This is a genomic window from Mycobacterium zoologicum (genome assembly GCF_020181635.2).
GTDB lineage: Bacteria > Actinomycetota > Actinomycetes > Mycobacteriales > Mycobacteriaceae > Mycobacterium > Mycobacterium zoologicum.
In genome coordinates this window covers 195,666-212,826 of sequence record NZ_JAYJJS010000004.1, presented here as the reverse complement: position 1 = coordinate 212,826, position 17,161 = coordinate 195,666, and the positions used below count along the sequence as shown (strand labels likewise).

General features: G+C 67.7%; 15 protein-coding genes. 12 read left to right on the top strand and 3 right to left on the bottom strand.

The window, feature by feature from the left end; genetic code table 11:
* Positions 1-42: 42 nt before the first annotated feature.
* Genes nuoE through nuoN form a run of 10 tightly spaced genes read left to right on the top strand, consistent with a single transcriptional unit; the run spans position 43 to position 12,550 of the window.
* Entirely contained in the window at positions 43-810 is a 768-nt protein-coding gene (gene nuoE, locus K6T84_RS05225; protein WP_225402038.1) for an NADH-quinone oxidoreductase subunit NuoE, read from the top strand.
* Positions 807-2,159, top strand: coding sequence for an NADH-quinone oxidoreductase subunit NuoF (gene nuoF, locus K6T84_RS05220; RefSeq protein WP_225400406.1), 1,353 nt, complete (start codon positions 807-809; stop codon positions 2,157-2,159). The genes nuoE and nuoF overlap by 4 nt, the downstream gene beginning before the upstream one ends.
* The gene (locus tag K6T84_RS05215; protein ID WP_225396714.1) at positions 2,156-4,549 is read left to right on the top strand and encodes an NADH-quinone oxidoreductase subunit G; all 2,394 of its coding nucleotides are present in this window, start codon (positions 2,156-2,158) and stop codon (positions 4,547-4,549) included. Before nuoF ends, K6T84_RS05215 begins: the two co-directional genes overlap by 4 nt.
* The gene (gene nuoH / locus K6T84_RS05210) at positions 4,546-5,772 is read left to right on the top strand and encodes an NADH-quinone oxidoreductase subunit NuoH (RefSeq protein ID WP_224861676.1); all 1,227 of its coding nucleotides are present in this window, start codon (positions 4,546-4,548) and stop codon (positions 5,770-5,772) included. Before K6T84_RS05215 ends, nuoH begins: the two co-directional genes overlap by 4 nt.
* Positions 5,765-6,334: an NADH-quinone oxidoreductase subunit NuoI gene (gene nuoI, locus K6T84_RS05205; protein ID WP_224861678.1), complete on the top strand. Its 570-nt coding sequence runs from the start codon at positions 5,765-5,767 to the stop codon at positions 6,332-6,334. The genes nuoH and nuoI overlap by 8 nt, the downstream gene beginning before the upstream one ends.
* On the top strand, positions 6,334-7,137 hold the full coding sequence (locus K6T84_RS05200) for an NADH-quinone oxidoreductase subunit J (protein WP_224861680.1): 804 nt from the start codon (positions 6,334-6,336) through the stop codon (positions 7,135-7,137). The genes nuoI and K6T84_RS05200 overlap by 1 nt, the downstream gene beginning before the upstream one ends.
* Positions 7,134-7,433: an NADH-quinone oxidoreductase subunit NuoK gene (nuoK, locus tag K6T84_RS05195; RefSeq protein ID WP_225396716.1), complete on the top strand. Its 300-nt coding sequence runs from the start codon at positions 7,134-7,136 to the stop codon at positions 7,431-7,433. The genes K6T84_RS05200 and nuoK overlap by 4 nt, the downstream gene beginning before the upstream one ends.
* A gap of 16 nt (positions 7,434-7,449) precedes the next feature.
* The gene (gene nuoL / locus K6T84_RS05190; RefSeq protein WP_225400407.1) at positions 7,450-9,390 is read left to right on the top strand and encodes an NADH-quinone oxidoreductase subunit L; all 1,941 of its coding nucleotides are present in this window, start codon (positions 7,450-7,452) and stop codon (positions 9,388-9,390) included.
* Complete coding sequence (locus K6T84_RS05185; RefSeq protein WP_224861686.1) at positions 9,387-10,949, top strand: NADH-quinone oxidoreductase subunit M; 1,563 nt, start codon at positions 9,387-9,389, stop codon at positions 10,947-10,949. The genes nuoL and K6T84_RS05185 overlap by 4 nt, the downstream gene beginning before the upstream one ends.
* Before the next feature lie 2 nt (positions 10,950-10,951).
* Positions 10,952-12,550: an NADH-quinone oxidoreductase subunit NuoN gene (gene nuoN, locus K6T84_RS05180; RefSeq protein ID WP_224861688.1), complete on the top strand. Its 1,599-nt coding sequence runs from the start codon at positions 10,952-10,954 to the stop codon at positions 12,548-12,550.
* A 4-nt stretch (positions 12,551-12,554) separates the two neighbouring features.
* Here nuoN and K6T84_RS05175 read toward each other — a convergent pair whose 3' ends face one another.
* From K6T84_RS05175 to K6T84_RS05165, 3 genes are read right to left on the bottom strand one after another with little or no spacing between them, the layout of a single operon-like run.
* Positions 12,555-13,553 carry a Gfo/Idh/MocA family protein gene (locus K6T84_RS05175; protein ID WP_225396717.1) on the bottom strand — a complete coding sequence of 333 codons (999 nt, stop codon included), beginning with the start codon at positions 13,551-13,553 and terminating at the stop codon, positions 12,555-12,557.
* Positions 13,550-14,245 carry a PIG-L deacetylase family protein gene (locus K6T84_RS05170; RefSeq protein ID WP_225400408.1) on the bottom strand — a complete coding sequence of 232 codons (696 nt, stop codon included), beginning with the start codon at positions 14,243-14,245 and terminating at the stop codon, positions 13,550-13,552. Before K6T84_RS05170 ends, K6T84_RS05175 begins: the two co-directional genes overlap by 4 nt.
* Positions 14,246-14,249: 4 nt before the next feature.
* A complete protein-coding gene (locus K6T84_RS05165; RefSeq protein ID WP_224861694.1) occupies positions 14,250-14,852 on the bottom strand; it encodes a TetR/AcrR family transcriptional regulator in 603 nt (200 codons plus the stop codon).
* Between the two features lie 44 nt (positions 14,853-14,896).
* On the opposite strand from K6T84_RS05165, the gene K6T84_RS05160 reads away from it, so the two are divergent.
* Both K6T84_RS05160 and K6T84_RS05155 read left to right on the top strand, forming a co-directional pair.
* Entirely contained in the window at positions 14,897-16,039 is a 1,143-nt protein-coding gene (locus tag K6T84_RS05160) for a phosphotransferase family protein (RefSeq protein ID WP_224861696.1), read from the top strand.
* Positions 16,039-17,154 (top strand): Rv3169 family protein, encoded by a 1,116-nt coding sequence (locus tag K6T84_RS05155; RefSeq protein WP_225400409.1) that lies wholly within the window; start codon positions 16,039-16,041, stop codon positions 17,152-17,154. The genes K6T84_RS05160 and K6T84_RS05155 overlap by 1 nt, the downstream gene beginning before the upstream one ends.
* Positions 17,155-17,161: the final 7 nt, after the last annotated feature.

Here is a 17,161-nt window from a genome sequence, read left to right as displayed (position 1 = left end):
GAGACGGGCGGACAGGTCAGCAAGACCGGGCGGGGGCGGCTCATGCCGCCGACCGCCGGCACCGACGGCAACCGGGTGTTCCTGCAGCTGGGCCGGCCGCCGGAGGAACCCAATCAGTTCAACCACCCCGACGCGCCCCGGGCCTACTCCGATGAGGTGCGTGCCCGGCTGGAGGCCGATGCCAAGGAGATCATCGCCCGCTACCCGCAGCCGCGCTCGGCGATCATTCCGCTGCTGCATCTGGTGCAGGCCGAGGACTCCTACATCACGCCCGCCGGCATTTCTTTCATCGCCGAGGTGCTCGGAATGACCGGCGCCGACGTAGCCGGGGTCGCCTCGTTCTACTCGATGTACCGGCGCAAGCCCACCGGCGAATACCTGGTCGGGGTGTGCACCAACACACTGTGCGCGGTGATGGGCGGCGACGCCATCTACGACGCTCTCAAGGAGTACCTGGACGTCAACGATGAGCAGACCACCGCCGACGGCAAGGTCACGCTGGAGCGCATCGAGTGCAACGCGGCCTGCGACTGTGCGCCGGTGATGATGGTCAACTGGGAGTTCTTCGACCAGCAGACACCTGAGTCCGCGCGCGACCTCACCGACGCGCTGCGTTCGGGTGCCGAGGTTCGGCCCAGCCGCGGCCTGCCGCTGACCAGTTTCCGCGAAACCGCCCGGGTGCTGGCCGGTTTCGCCGACGGCCGTCCCGACGACGGCCAGGGTGGCCCGGCCGGGCCGACGCTGGCGGGGCTGCGGTTCGCCCAGGAGCACGGCATGGCAGCACCGGATTCCGACGGGAGCGCACAGTGAGTCCCTCACCGACCTCCCCGACTGCGGCAACCGCACTGACGCCGGTTCTGAGCAGCTACTGGGACGACCCCGAGTCCTGGACGCTTGCGACCTACCGCCGGCACGGCGGCTACCTGGGCATGCAGCGGGCGCTGGCCATGACACCCGACGACGTCATCGAGCTGGTCAAGGACTCCGGGCTGCGCGGGCGCGGCGGTGCCGGCTTCTCCACCGGAACCAAGTGGTCCTTTGTCCCGCAGGGCAACGACGGAGCGGGCGCCAAACCCCACTACCTACTGGTCAACGCCGACGAGTCCGAGCCGGGCACCTGTAAGGACATGCCGCTGCTGCTGGCAACACCGCACGTGCTCATCGAGGGCATGATCATCTGCTGCCACGCGATCCGGGCCCGGCACGCCTTCATCTATGTGCGCGGCGAGGTGCTGCCGATCCTGCGGCGGCTGCAGAACGCGGTGGCCGAGGCGTATGCGGCGGGTCTGCTGGGCACCGACATCGGCGGCACGGGCTTCGACCTGGACATCACCGTGCACGCCGGTGCCGGCGCCTACATCTGCGGTGAGGAGACCGCGCTGATCGACTCGCTGGAGGGCTACCGGGGCCAGCCGCGGCTGCGCCCGCCATTCCCCGCGGTCGCCGGTCTGTACGCCTCCCCCACGGTGGTCAACAACGTCGAATCCATCGCCAGCGTTCCGTCGATCCTGCGCAACGGGCCGGAGTGGTTCCGGTCTATGGGCACCGAGAAGTCCCGCGGCTACACACTGTATTCGCTGTCGGGGCATGTGAATCGGCCCGGCCAGTACGAGGCACCGCTTGGTATCACGCTGCGGGAACTGCTGGACTACGCCGGCGGGATCCGCAACGGCCACCGGTTGAAGTTCTGGACGCCGGGCGGATCGTCCACGCCGCTGCTGACCGAGGAACACCTCGACATCCCGCTGGACTACGAGGGCATGGCCTCGGCCGGTTCGATGTTGGGCACCAAGGCCCTGCAGATCTTCGACGAGACCACCTGCGTGGTGCGCGCGGCCCGGCGCTGGTCAGAGTTCTACAAACACGAGTCCTGCGGCAAGTGCACCCCGTGCCGCGAGGGCACCTACTGGCTGGTGCCGATCTACGAACGGCTCGAGACCGGCCGCGGCACACCCGAAGACCTCGACACACTGCTGGATATCGCCGATGTGCTGTTCGGGAAGTCGTTCTGCGCCTTGGGCGATGGTGCGGCTATGCCGGTGAAGTCATCGATCGAGTACTTCCGTGACGAGTACATCGCCCACCTCGACGGGGGCTGCCCGTTCGACCCGAAAGCGAGCATGTTCGTGCCAAACGGAACGCAAGGCGGTGCGGCATGACCGGGCAGCCGGAGAACCCGGAGTCGGTGACGTTCACCATCGACGACCGGCAGATCACCGTTCCCAAGGGCACCTTGATCATTCGGGCCGCCGAGCAACTGGGCATCGAGATCCCCCGGTTCTGCGACCACCCGCTGCTGGACCCGGTGGCCTGGTGCCGTCAGTGCATGGTCGAGGTCGAAGGTCAGCGCAAGCCGCAGCCGTCCTGCGCGGTGGCCGCCGCCGAGGGCATGGTGGTGCGCACCCAGCACACCTCCGCCGAAGCCGACCGGGCTCAGCATCTGGTCATGGAGCTGCTGCTGATCAACCACCCGCTGGACTGTCCGACCTGTGACAAGGGCGGCGAGTGCCCGCTGCAGAACCAGGCGATGACCCACGGCCGCACCGAGACTCGCTTCGAAGAGGCCAAGCGGACCTATCCCAAGCCGATCAACATCTCCTCGCAGGTGCTGCTGGACCGGGACCGTTGCATCCTGTGCGCGCGCTGCACCCGGTTCTCCGACGAGATCGCCGGCGACAAGTTCATCGAGATGATGGAACGCGGCGCCCTGCAGCAGGTCGGCATCTACACCGACACCCCGTTCGACTCGTACTTCTCCGGCAACACCGTGCAGATCTGCCCGGTCGGGGCGCTCACCGGCGCCTCCTACCGGTTCCGGGCGCGGCCGTTCGACCTGGTGTCCACCCCGAGCGTGTGTGAGCACTGCGCGTCGGGCTGCGCCCAGCGCACCGACCACCGTCGCGGCAAGGTGATGCGCCGGATGGCCGGCGAGGACCCGGACGTCAACGAGGAATGGAACTGCGACAAGGGCCGCTGGGCATTCACCTACGCCACCCAGCGCGACCGGATCACCACCCCGCTGGTCCGCGACGCCAGCGGGACCCTGGTGCCCACCTCCTGGCCGCACGCGCTGGCGGTGGCGGCGCGCGGCCTGGCGGCGGCCCAGGGCCGCACCGGCGTGCTGGTCGGCGGACGGGTGACCGCCGAGGACGCCTACGGTTACGCGAAATTCACTCGGGTGGCGCTGGGCAGCGACGACATCGACTTCCGGGCCCGCCCGCAGTCCGCCGAGGAAGCCGCATTCCTGGCGGCCCGGGTGGCCGGCCGTGGAATCGGGGTGAGCTACGCCGATCTGGAATCCGCACCGGCGGTGCTGCTGGCCGGCTTCGAGCCCGAGGAAGAGTCACCGATGGTCTTCCTGCGGCTGCGGAAGGCGGCCCGCAAGAAGGACACCAAAGTGTTCAGCGTGGCGCCCTTCGCCGATCGCGCGCTGACCAAGATGTTCGGCACCCTGCTGCCGACGGTGCCGGGCAGTGAGGCCGCGGTGCTGGACGGACTGCATGACGGCGAGGTCGGGCAGCTGCTGCGCCGGCCTGGCGCGGTGGTGCTGGTCGGCGAGCGGTTGGCCAGTTCACCGGGGGCGTTGTCGGCGGCGGCACGGCTGGCCGAGGCGACCGGCGCCCGGCTGGCCTGGGTGCCGCGGCGCGCCGGAGAGCGCGGCGCGTTGGACTGCGGTGCACTGGCGGGTCTGCTGCCCGGTGGCCGTCCGCTGGGTGATGAGTCCGCGCGGGCCGAGATCGCACGGACGTGGGGTCTCGACGGCCCCGGCGATCTGCCGGCGCAGACCGGCCGCGACACCGACGCCATCCTGGCGGCCGCCGCGGACGGCACGTTGGGGGCACTGCTGGTCGGCGGGGTCGAACCGGCCGATCTGGCCGACCCGGAGGCGGCGTTGATCGCGCTGGACACGGTGGATTTCCTGGTCAGCCTCGAGATGCGCCCCGGTGAGGTCACCGAGCGAGCCGATGTGGTGCTGCCGATCGCAGCGGCAGTCGAGAAGACCGGCACGTATCTCAACTGGGAAGGCCGGCCGCGCCGTTTCGGTGTCGCGTTGGGTGAGCGCGGTACCTTGTCCGACGTCCGGGTGCTTGACGCCATCGCCGAGGAAATGGGTGTGGCACTGGGGCTTTCAACAGTGGAGGCGGCTCGCGACGAACTCACCGGCCTGGGCACCTGGGACGGTGCGCGGGCGGACGGGCCTGATGTAGCCGCCGGCACCGCGCTGCAGCCCGCCGCGGGTACGGCCGTACTGGCCGGCTGGCGCATGCTGCTGGACAACGGATCGATGCAAGACGGCGAACCGAACCTTGCCGGCACCGCCCGTAAGCCGGTTGCCCGGCTGTCGGCGGCGACCGCGGAAGAGATCGGGGCGGCACCAGGGGATCCGGTCACCGTGAGCACCGAGCGCGGCCACGTCACCCTGCCACTGGTGGTCACCGAGATGCCGGACCGGGTGGTGTGGCTGCCGTTGAACTCGGCGGAATCGGCGGTGCATCGAGAACTGGGGGTCACCCCAGGCGCGGTGGTACAGATTGGACGCAGACCATGATCGATCCCCTGTGGTTGATGCTGGCAAAAGTGCTGTGCGTCTTCGTCTTCCTGGTGCTGACGGTGTTGTTCGCCATCGTCATCGAACGAAAGGTGCTGGGGCGCATGCAGATGCGTCCGGGCCCCAACCGGGTCGGACCCAAGGGCTGGCTGCAGAGCCTCGCCGACGGCATCAAGTTGGCACTCAAGGAGGACATCACCCCCGTCGGCGCCGACAAGGTGATCTACGTGCTGGCGCCGATCATCTCGACGGTGCCGGCGGTCACGGCGTTCGCGGTCATGCCGTTCGGCCCCGAGGTGAGCGTCTTCGGTCACCACACCACGCTGCAACTGGCCGACCTGCCGATCTCGGTGCTGTTCATCCTGGCGATGTCCTCGATCGGGGTGTACGGGATCATCCTGGGCGGCTGGTCGTCGGGTTCGGCCTACCCGCTGCTGGGTGGGATCCGTTCGACAGCGCAGGTGATCTCCTACGAGGTCGCGATGGGTCTGGCGTTCGCGTCGGTGTTCCTCTATGCCGGGACCATGTCGACGGCGGGCATCGTGGCCGCCCAGGACCGAGTGTGGTTCGCGTTCCTGCTGATGCCGGCCTTCCTGGTGTACCTGACCGCGATGGTCGGTGAGACCAACCGGGCCCCCTTCGACCTTCCCGAGGCTGAGGGCGAGCTGGTCGGCGGGTTCCACACCGAGTACTCGTCGCTGAAGTTCGCGTTGTTCTTCCTCGCCGAATACATCAACATCACCACGGTGTCGGCGCTGGCCGTCACCCTGTTCTTCGGCGGCTGGCACGCACCGCTGCCGCTGAGCCTCCTGCCCGGCGCCAACCAGGGCTGGCTGCCGCTGCTGTGGTTCACCGCCAAGGTGTGGGGATTCATCTTCATCTACATCTGGCTGCGGGCCACCCTTCCCCGGCTGCGCTACGACCACTTCATGGCCCTGGGCTGGAAGATCCTCATCCCGTCGGCGCTGATCTGGGTGCTGTTCGCCGCAGCGATGCGCAGCCTGGGCAACCACGGCTACCCGCACTGGGAAGCGATACTCGCCGCCGTCAGCACGCTGGCCACCGTGGTGGCAGTGGTGTTGCTGCATCGCCAATTCAGTGCGGTGCGCGGCGACAACTACGAACCGCTGCCGCCACCTGTCGCCACCTACGAGGGTTCATTCCCGACACCACCACTACCGCAGCGCAATTCGCCGCGGCTCAAGGAGGACGTCAATGGCTAGCCTGCGCGACGCCCTGGCCGGGTTCGGCGTCACCCTCAAGACGATGTTCAAAAAGCCGATCAACGACGGCTACCCCGAACACAAGAAGCCGACGGCCAAGCGCTACCACGGCCGCCACCAGCTCAACCGGCACCCGGACGGGCTGGAGAAGTGCATCGGCTGTGAGCTGTGCGCCTGGGCCTGTCCGGCCGACGCCATCTACGTCGAAGCCGCCGACAACACAGACGAGCAGCGTTTCTCCCCCGGCGAACGCTACGGCCGCGTCTACCAGATCAACTATCTGCGGTGCATCGGTTGCGGCCTGTGCATCGAGGCCTGCCCGACCCGCGCGCTGACGATGACCAACGAGTACGAGATGGCCGCCGACAACCGGGCCGATCTGATCTGGGAGCGCGACCAATTGCTGGCGCCACTGGAACCGGGAATGACCGCTCCGCCGCACGCGATGCCGCCGGGCGCGACCGACAAGGACTACTACCTGGGTCGGGTCAGCCCCGACGGGCTCGATGAGAACCCGGACCTGTTCGTGATGCTGGACCGCAAGAAACAGGGCAAGGCCTGATGAACACCGTGCAACTCGCCTCCGACGTCGTCATCCGCACCTCCACCGGTGAGGCGGTGGCGTTCTGGGTGCTGGGCACGCTGGCCGTCGTCGGCGCGCTCGGCGTCGTCACCGCCGCCAAGGCGGTGTATTCCGCACTGTTCCTGGCGATGACGATGCTCATCCTGGCGGTGTTCTACTTCGCCCAGGACGCGATGTTCCTGGGCGTGGTGCAGGTCATCGTCTACACCGGCGCGGTGATGATGCTGTTCCTGTTCGTGATGATGCTGATCGGCGTCGACTCCCCCGAATCACTGCGGGAGACGCTGCGGGGCCAGCGAGTCGCGGGAACGCTGGCCGGCACCGCCTTCGGAATCCTGCTGATCGCCGGGATCGGCGGCGCCACCATGCATCTGCGCCAGGTCGGTGCTCCGGGCGCAGCGGTCGACAGTGGCCAGGAATTGAATCAGAACAACGTGGAGGGCCTGGCGGCGCTGATCTTCACCCGCTACCTCTGGGCGTTCGAGCTCACCAGCGCGCTGCTGATCACCGCGGTGGTCGCAGCCATGGTGCTCACCCACCGCGAGCGGCTCCAACCGCGGATGACGCAGCGGGAGTTGTCGATCCGGCGATTCCAGGCCGGTCACCACCCGACCCCGCTGCCGACGCCCGGCGTGTACGCGCGCCACAACGCCGTGGACATCGCCGCGAGACTGCCTGACGGCTCGTTCTCGGCGCTGTCGGTGTCGGACACCTTGACGCACCGCTGGGTCGGCGCCAGCGGGAATGCCGCGCACGCCGACGGGGAGGGTTCGAACCAGTGAATCCGGAGAACTATCTGTACCTGTCGGTGATGCTGTTCACCATCGGCGCCACCGGAGTGTTGTTCCGGCGCAACGCGTTGGTGATGTTCATGTGCGTCGAGCTCATGCTCAACGCCGCGAACCTGGCGTTCGTCACCTTCGCCCGGCTGCACTCCGAGCTCGACGGCCAGATGGTGGCGTTCTTCACCATGGTCGTCGCCGCCTGCGAGGTGGTGATCGGGCTGGCCATCATCATGACGATCTACCGGGCCCGGCGTTCGGTGTCGGTCGACGACGCGAACCTTTTGCGCGGCTAGGGATTTGGGGAGCTCTATGACGAATCTGGGCCAGCTGAGCTGGCTTCTGGTGGCGCTGCCCGCGGTAGGTGCGCTGGTCCTGCTGGTCGGAGGACGGCGAACCGACCGGTGGGGCCATCTGCTGGGAACCGCCACCGTGCTCGGGTCATTCACGATCGGGCTGGGGCTGCTGGTCGACATGCTGGGCCGAGCGGGCGACGACCGGGCGATTCACACCCACCTGTTCAACTGGGTTCCGGTCGGTGCACTGCAGATCGACTTCGGGTTGCTGATCGACCAGCTGTCGATCTGCTTCGTGCTGCTGATCAGCGGGGTGGGCGCGCTGATCCACATCTACTCGATCGGCTACATGGAGCACGATCCCGACCGCAGACGCTTCTTCGCCTACCTGAACCTGTTCGTCGCGTCGATGATGCTGCTGGTGGTCGCCGACAACTACCTCGGCCTCTACGTCGGCTGGGAAGGCGTCGGCCTGGCGTCCTACCTGCTGATCGGCTTCTGGTACGCCCGGCCGTCCGCCGCGACGGCCGGTAAGAAGGCGTTCGTGTCCAACCGGGTCGGCGACTTCGGGCTGTCGCTGGCCATGTTCGTGATGTTCGCCGGGTTCGGCACGCTGTCCTACGACGGCCTGTTCAGTGCTGTCCAGGCCGACGGCCCGAGCGGTCTGACCACCGCCATCGGACTGTTGCTGCTGCTCGGCGCCTGCGCCAAGTCCGCGCAGGTTCCGTTGCAGGCCTGGTTGTTCGACGCGATGGAGGGCCCGACCCCGGTGTCGGCGCTGATCCACGCCGCCACCATGGTGACCGCCGGGGTGTACCTGATCGTGCGGTCCGGACCGGTCTATGACCTGTCCGCCGACGCCCGGCTGGCGGTCATCGTCGTCGGCGCGGTCACCCTGTTGTTCGGTGCGATCATCGGCTGCGCCAAGGACGACATCAAACGGGCTTTGGCGGCGTCCACGGTCAGCCAGATCGGCTACATGGTGCTGGCGGCGGGTCTGGGCCCGGCCGGCTACGCGGTCGCGATCCTGCACCTGCTCACCCACGGCTTCTTCAAGGCCGGCCTGTTCCTGGGCTCCGGCGCGGTGATGCACGGCATGAACGACGAGCAGGACATGCGGCGCTACGGCGCGCTGCGGACGTTCATGCCGGTGACGTTCGTGACGTTCGGAATCTGCTACCTGGCGATCATCGGGGTGCCGCCGTTCGCCGGGTTCTATTCCAAGGACGCCATCATCGAGGCCGCACTGGCCTCGGGCGGGACACGTGGCTGGGTGCTGGGCGCGGTCACCATCGCAGGTGCGGGCATCACCGCGTTCTACATGACCCGGGTGATGTTGATGACGTTCGGCGGCGAGCGGCGGTGGGCGGCGAACGAGAGCGAAGTGAGCGCCGAGCGGGCACTGCAACATCCGCATGAGGCGCCGCGGGTCATGACCTGGCCGATCATCGTGCTGGCCGCCGGCGCGGTACTCTCCGGCGGCGTGCTGGCGATCGGAGGGCGCCTCGAGCACTGGCTGGGTCCGGTAGTGACCCCGATCGCCGAGTTGGCCGAACATGAGGCGGCCCATGCTATCCCGGCCTGGCTCACCGGCGCCGTCACCCTGGGCGTCGTACTGCTCGGGTGCGCGGTGGCCTACCGGATGTACGGCCGAAAGCCGATACCCATCACCGCGCCCACCGATGTGTCCGTCCTGACGGTGGCCGCCCGCGAGTATCTCTACGGCGATGCCGTCAACGAGGAGGTTTTCATGCGTCCGGGTAACCGACTGGCGCAAGTCCTGGTCGACGTCGACGACCGCGCGGTGGACGGCTCGGTCAACACCCTGGCCGGTCTGGTCGCCGTCGGGTCGATCCTGGTGCGGCGCCTGCAAACCGGCTTCGTGCGCTCGTACGCGCTGACCATGCTCGCCGGAGCGGTGCTGGTCACCGCCGTAGTGCTGGCGGTGCACCTGTGAACGCAAACCTGCCCTGGCTGAGTCTGCTGTGGCTGGTGCCGCTGGTCGGTGCCGGACTGGTGATCGTGCTGCCCGGCGGCGCGACCCGGCTGGCGAAGTTCACCGGACTGCTGGTGAGTCTGGCGACGCTGGCGGTGGCGGTCGTGATCACCGTCGGCTTCGACACCACCCCGGTGGCGGCACCGTATCAATTCGTCGAATCCCATTCCTGGATACCGGCGTTCGGGGCCAGCTACACCCTGGGCGTGGACGGTATCGCGGTGATTCTGGCGCTGCTGACCGCCGGACTGATTCCACTTCTGATGCTGGCCGCCTGGAACGACGGAGGTGAGCGAAGTCGCGGCCCGCACGCCTACGTCGCTCTGACCCTGACCGTCGAATCCATGGTGCTGATCTCGCTGGTCTCGCTGGACGTGCTGCTGTTCTACGTGTTCTTCGAGGCGATGCTGATCCCGATGTACTTCATGATCGGCGGCTTCGGCAACGGCGCCAAACGATCGCAGGCCGCGTTGAAGTTCCTGCTGTACAACCTGTTCGGTGGCCTCATCATGTTGGCCGCGGTCATCGGGGTGTACGTGGTGAGCGCCCAGGAGGGCACTTCCGGCGGCACCTTCGACTTCCGCGAACTGGTCTCGGCGTTCTCGCCGGGAACCACCACCGTCGACCCGGGTGTGCTCAAACTGTTGTTCGCCGGCTTCATGTTCGCCTTCGCGGTCAAGGCCCCGTTGTGGCCGGCGCACCGCTGGCTGCCCGATGCCGCGGTGGAATCCACCCCGGCGACCGCGGTGCTGATGATGGCGATCATGGACAAGGTCGGCACCTTCGGCATGCTGCGCTACTGCCTGCAGCTCTTCCCCGACGCCTCAATCTATTTCCGGCCGGCGATCATCACGCTGGCGGTGATCGGGGTGGTCTACGGGGCGATGGTGGCGATCGGCCAACGCGACATCATGCGCTTGATCGCCTACACCTCGATCTCGCACTTCGGCTTCATCATCCTGGGCATCTTCGTGATGACCAGTCAGGGCCAGAGCGGCTCGACGCTGTACATGCTCAACCACGGGCTGTCGACCGCGGCGGTGTTCCTGATCGCTGGATTCCTGATCTCGCGGCGCGGCGGCGCCCGCAAGATCGCCGACTACGGCGGCGTGCAGAAGGTGGCCCCGGTGCTGGCCGGCACCTTCCTGGTCGCGGCGATGGCCACCCTGTCGCTGCCCGGCCTGGCGCCGTTCATCAGTGAATTCCTGGTGCTGATAGGCACATTCAACCGGTACTGGGTGGCTGCGACAGTCGGCACCACCGCCCTGGTGTTGTCGTCGATCTACATGTTGTGGCTCTACCAGCGGGTGATGACCGGCCCGATGACTGCGGGCAACGAACGCATCCGCGACCTGGTGCCCCGCGAGCTCGTCGTCGTCGCACCGTTGATCGCGCTGCTGCTGTTCCTGGGCTTCTACCCGAAGCCCGCGCTGGACATCATCAATCCGGGCGTCGACCACACCTTGACCACGATCGGTCAGACCGACCCGGCACTGCTGACCGCCGAGGGAGCGCATTGATCATGTCGAGCATGCCCACCCCATCCATCGAATACGCGCTGGTGCTACCGCTGTTGATCGTGTTCGGCACCGCGGTGCTCGGCGTGCTCGCCGAAGCGTTCGTCGGGCGCCGGGGGCGCTACCTGACGCAGGTGCTGCTGGCCGTCGCCGGATTGGCCGCCGCGTTCGCCGCAGTCGTCATGGTGGGCCGTGAGACACCCGCCGCAGGCCGCCTCGTGGTGCTGGGTGCGGTGGCAATCGACCGCCCGGCATTGGTGTTGCAGGGCGTCATCCTGCTGGTCGGGATCATGGCCGTCATCTTCATCGCCGAACGCAGTATCGGTACCGGTCTGCCGGAGGGGCCCGGTGCGGCGATCGCTCCGGTTCGCCCGCAAGCGGGTCTGGATTCGTTCACCCCGCAGGCCTCGGCCGTCCCGGGCAGTGTCAACGAGCTGGACGCGGCACGTACCGGGGTCACCCAGACCGAGGTCTTCCCGCTGACCATCCTGGCGGTCGGCGGCATGCTGGTGTTCGTGGCCGCCAACGACCTGGTGACCCTGTTCGTCGCCCTGGAAGTGCTCTCGCTGCCGCTGTATCTGCTGTGCGGGCTGGCCCGCCACCGTCGCCTGCTGTCACAGGAAGCGGCGCTGAAGTACTTCCTGCTCGGGGCGTTCTCCTCCGCGCTGTTCCTGTTCGGGATCGCGCTGATCTACGGCGCGACCGGGGCGCTGGCCCTGCCGGAGATCGGCGATCAACTGTTCTCCCACAGCGCTGATCCGTTGGCACTGATCGGCGCGGCACTGGTATTGGTGGGACTGTTCTTCAAGGTCGGCGCGGTGCCGTTCCACTCCTGGGTTCCCGACGTCTATGTCGGTGCGCCGACCCCGATCACCGGATTCATGGCGGCCGCAACCAAGGTCGCCGCGTTCGGGGCGATGCTGCGTATCGTCTACGTCGGATTGCCTGCGCTGCACGATCAGTGGCGTCCGCTGCTGTGGGTGATCTCGATCTTGACCATGCTGGTCGCCACCCTCGCGGCCATCACCCAGACCGACGTCAAGCGGATGCTGGCCTACTCCTCGGTCGCCCATGTGGGTTTCGTGCTGACCGGCGTGCTCTCGGCGATCCCGGCGGGAATCTCCTCGACGCTGTTCTACCTGGTCGCCTACAGTTTCTCGACGGTGGGTGCGTTCGCCGTGGTGAACCTGGTCCGCCGCTCCGGCGGTGCCGAGGAACTCGACATGTCGCAGTGGGCCGGCTTCGGCCGTCGTTATCCGATTGTGGGCCTGCTGTTTTCGATGTTCCTGCTGGCATTCGCGGGTATTCCGCTGACCAGTGGGTTCGTTAGCAAGTTCGCCGTGTTCTCCGCCGCCGCGCAGGGCGGCGCCGCCCCGCTGGTGGTGATCGGTGTGATCACCAGCGGTGTGGCCGCCTACTTCTACGTCCGGGTGATCGTGCTGATGTTCTTCACCGACAGCCCCGACGATCCGCCGCAGCTGGTGCCGCCCAGTGTGTGGAGCAAGGCAGCCATTGCGCTGTGCGCGGCGATCACCGTGACGTTGGGCGTGCTGCCGCAGCCGCTGCTCGAACTGGCCGACGCCGCGACACAATTCGCGCGCTGACAGCTCAGCTCGGCTGGCGCAACGGCAGACCGACGACGCGGTAGATCGCATCGATGACGGTCATGTTCTCGATCGCATCCGCAGGTGTCGTCCGCACCGGCGCTCCACGCAGTACACTGTCGGCGAAAGCGTCGAGTTGGTAGGCGTAGGACGCCTTGTGGTCGAATCGCTCGACGCGCTTGCCCTGCTGCGACTGGACCTTCAGCCGATGGAAGTACTGCGGCATCAGCGGGTTGAACGCCCGCAGTTCGCCGCGGTCACCGATCACCCGGGCACTGACCTTCAGCAGGCTCGACGACCACAGCGAACAGCTGATGGCGCCGGTGTGCCCCGCCGGGAAGCGCAACTGCGCGGTCATGGCCCGATCGATCGACGGGCCACGCAGTTTCGCCTGGGCGGCAACGACTTCCGGGGTGCCCCCACCGAAGGTTCGGAGCATGTGAATCGGATAGCAGCCGGCGTCCATCAACGCGCCGCCGGCGAGCGGGTACTGAAAGCGGATGTCAGAGGACTTGGGCACCGGGAAGCTCAGCGCGGCCTCGACCCGCTGCAGTGTGCCCAACTCCCCCGAGGCGATGATCTCCTCGATGCGCAGGGTCATCGGGTGGTAGCGGTAGTGAAACGCCTCCATCACCACCCGGTCGCTGCGCGCCGTCACCGCGGCGACCTCCCGGGCTTCGTCGGCGTTGGCGGTGAACGGCTTCTCGCAGAGCACATGTTTGCCGGCGGCCACCGCGGCCAGGGTCCACCGCCCGTGCAGGTTATTCGGCAGCGGGATGTAGACGGCGTCGATGTCCGGGTCGGCGATAAGCGCGTCGTAGCTGTCATGCACCCGGGCGATGCCGTGCTTGGCGGCGAAGGCTCGCGCCCGGTCGGGGTCGCGTGCCGCCACCGCGCTCACGACCACCTCGGCATTGGCGGCCGCGGGCTTGATCAGCGAGTCGGGCGTGATCCGCGCGGCACCGATCACGCCGATACGCAGTTGCCGGTCGGGTCCGCTCATCGCTGGGTGCTCCGCTGCAGGATGAATCCGGCCGCCGGCCCGCGCGCGTGACCCGACGTCGTCATCGCGACCACGGCGCCGGCCTGTTCGCGCACCGGGGTGGACGGGTCGAGTACCGACAGGTAGACCTCGTGCGCGGCCAGCGAATCGACTGCCGCGTCGAGGTAGTCGCCGACCATCTCGGCATGAGTGGGTTCCGGCCCGTTCTGGAACAACCACGGCGGCGGGTCCGCCAGCGAGTCCCAGGCGTCGGTGACCGCGGCCGCGAACTCGATGTGATCGCGTTGGTTGGGCGCTCCCGGCCTAAACTCCGCGCCGCCGTATATCGTCACCACCACGTCGGGCCGGACCTCGCTGATCACCGAAGCGATCTTGCCACGCAGCGCCGCCGTGTTGTGGATCTTGCTGTCCGGAAATCCCCAGAAGTCGACGTCTCCTACCCCCACGATCGCGGCGGCCCGCCGTTGCTCGTCCTCCCGCAGCGGCCCGGCCTGCTCAGGGGCCATACCGGCGATGCCCACTTCCCCGCTGCTGGCCAGGGCGTAACGCACGGCCTTGCCGGCGGCGGTCCATTTCGCAACCGCGGCGGCCGTGCCGTATTCGGGATCGTCGGGGTGCGGGACCAACACCAGCAGCGAGTCCCAGTCGGCCGGAAAGGGCAGTGGTGCGGCGGGCGCGACAGGCGTCGACATGGCCCTAGACCGCGACGCCGTGGGTGATGATGGCGGCGGTGCGCTCCACCCAGTCACCGTCCAGATCCTCACCGGGGCGCAGCATCATTCCCAGCAGTGTTGCGCCACCGATCAATTCGACCAGTCGATCGGGGTCCACGTCTGCGCGTGCGTCACCGCGGCCGATCGAGTCGGCCACCCAGTAGCGCATCACCTCGAACAGGCCCGCGAAGCGCTCCATGATGCGCGCGGTCAGCTCGGCGTTGCCGGCCATGTCCGCGATCAGACCGGGCAGGGCGGCCCGGACGACCGGGTTGGTGAACGAATCGCGCGCGCCTGCCATCATCGCCCGCAGGTCGCCGGCCACGTCGCCGGGCGGCGCGGTCACCGCACTCGGCGGCACCGCGAATGCGGCCTCGTGCACCAGTTCGGCCTTGCTCGGCCACCGGCGGTACAACGCGGTCTTGGTGGTCCCGGCCCGTTCGGCGACGGCCGCCAGGCTCAGATTCGAATATCCGACTTCGACAACCAGTTCCGCAGCGGCCCGCAATATGGCAGCGTCGATACGAGGGTCCCGAGGCCTGCCCGCCCCGGGTCCCTTGTCAACCGATGAAGCTTCTGGTTTCATAACGCTACCTGTCGTATCGTAATTAACTGACGGAGGATCAACCCGTGGTCGACCAACCGACTGTGGAGAAGGACGTCGGCCGGATCCAGCGTTCCAGCCGCGATATCACCACCCTGCCCACCGTAATGTCTCGCTGGCTTGCCACACAGTTGCCCGGCGGAATCACGCCGGAGATCACCGTGGAAAGCGGCGTCGACACCAACGGCATGTCGTCGGAGACGATCATGCTGACCGGCCGCTGGCAGGCCGACGGGAGCCCGGTCACCCAGCGTTGGGTCATGCGGGTGGCACCGTCTGACGAAGACGTCCCGGTGTTCACGTCCTACCGGCTGGACCACCAGTTCGAGGTGATGCGCCTGGTCGGTGAGCTCACGGATGTTCCGGTGCCGCAGGTCCGCTGGATCGAGAACACCGGCGAGGTGCTGGGCCGGCCGTTCTTCCTGATGGACCGCGTCGACGGCGAGGTCCCCCCCGATGTCATGCCCTACACATTCGGCAACAACTGGTTCGCCGACGCGACCGCAGCGCAGCAACGCACCCTGCAGGACTCCACCATTGAGGTTCTTGCCACCCTGCACTCGATCCCCGACGCGGTGAAGACATTCGGCTTCCTCGACGAAGGCGACCGCAGCGGGCCGACCGCGCTGCACCGGCACTTCGACCGAATCCGGGCGTGGTACGAGTTCGCGGTACCCGACATCGGCCGCTCACCGCTGCTGGACCGCAGCTTCGCGTGGCTGGAGGCGAACTGGCCGGCCGAGGCGGCCGCCGGCGACACGGTGCTGTGCTGGGGCGACTCCCGGATCGGCAACGTGCTCTACCGCGACTTCAGTCCGGTTGCCGTGCTGGACTGGGAGATGGTCTCACTGGGGCCACGCGAATTGGACGTGTCATGGCCGATATTCGCCCACGCAGTGTTCGAGGAACTCGCCGGACTCGCCGGATTCGCCGGACTGCCCCAGGTGATGCGCGAAGACGACGTGCGAGCCACCTACCGCAAGCTCACCGGCGTCGAACTCGGTGACCTGCAGTGGTTCTACGTCTACGCGGGCGTGATGTGGGCGATCGTGTTCATGCGCACCGGGGCCCGCCGGGTGCACTTCGGGGAGATGGACAAGCCGGAAGACCCCGAATCGCTCTTCTACCACGCCGGGTTGCTGAAAAAGCTGATCGGAGAACAGAACTGATGCTGGGCCCCCTCGACGAATACCCCGTTCACCAACTGCCGCAACCGATCGCCTGGCCGGGTTCATCGGACCGCAACTTCTACGACCGCTGCTACCTCAACGCCCACGACCGCACCGGCGACATCTTCTTGATCACCGGCTGCGGCTACTACCCCAACCTCGGCGTCAAGGACGCCTACGTGCTGGTTCGCCGCGGCGACACCCAGACCGCGGTGCACCTGTCCGACGCCATCGATCAAGACCGGCTCAACCAGCGCATCGGCAACTACCGCATCGAGGTCACCGACCCGCTGCGCTGCCTGCGGGTGGTCATGGACGAGACCCAGGGCATCGCACTGGATCTGCGCTGGGAAGGCCTGTTCGACCCGGTGCAGGAGCAGCGGCACATCCTGCGGACCGGCACCCGGGTGACCCTGGACGCGCAGCGCTTCGCCCAATTGGGCGCCTGGAGCGGGCAGATCGTGATCGACGGTGAGGAGATCGCCGTAGACCCCGCCGTCTGGATCGGCTCCCGGGACCGGTCCTGGGGTATTCGTCCGGTCGGCGAACGCGAACCCGCGGGCCGGCCCGCCGACCCGCCGTTCGACGGCATGTGGTGGCTGTACGTGCCGATGGCGTTCGAGGACTTCGCGGTGGTGATGATCATCCAGGAGGAGCCCGACGGCTTCCGCTCACTCAACGACTGCACCCGGGTCTGGCGCGACGGCCGCGTCGAGCAACTGGGCTGGCCGCGGATCTCCACCCGTTACCGCTCGGGCACCCGCATCGCCACCGGTGCCACCATCGAGGCCACCCGGCCGGACGGCACGCCGGTCCTCTTCGAGGTGGAATCCAAACTGCCGGTGCCCATTCACGTCGGCGGCGGGTACGGCGGCGACGCCGACTGGCTGCACGGCGAGTGGAAGGGCGAGAAGTTCACCGAACGACTCACCTACGACATGACCGATCCCGGCATCATCGGGCGCACCAGCTTCGGGATGATCGACCACGTAGGGCGCGCGGTGTGCCGCGACGGCGACGCCGCCCCGGTGGAGGGCTGGGGGCTCTACGAGCACGGTGTGCTGGGCCGCCACGACCCGACGGGATTCCCCGACTGGGTCACCATGGCGCCCTGACGCAGCC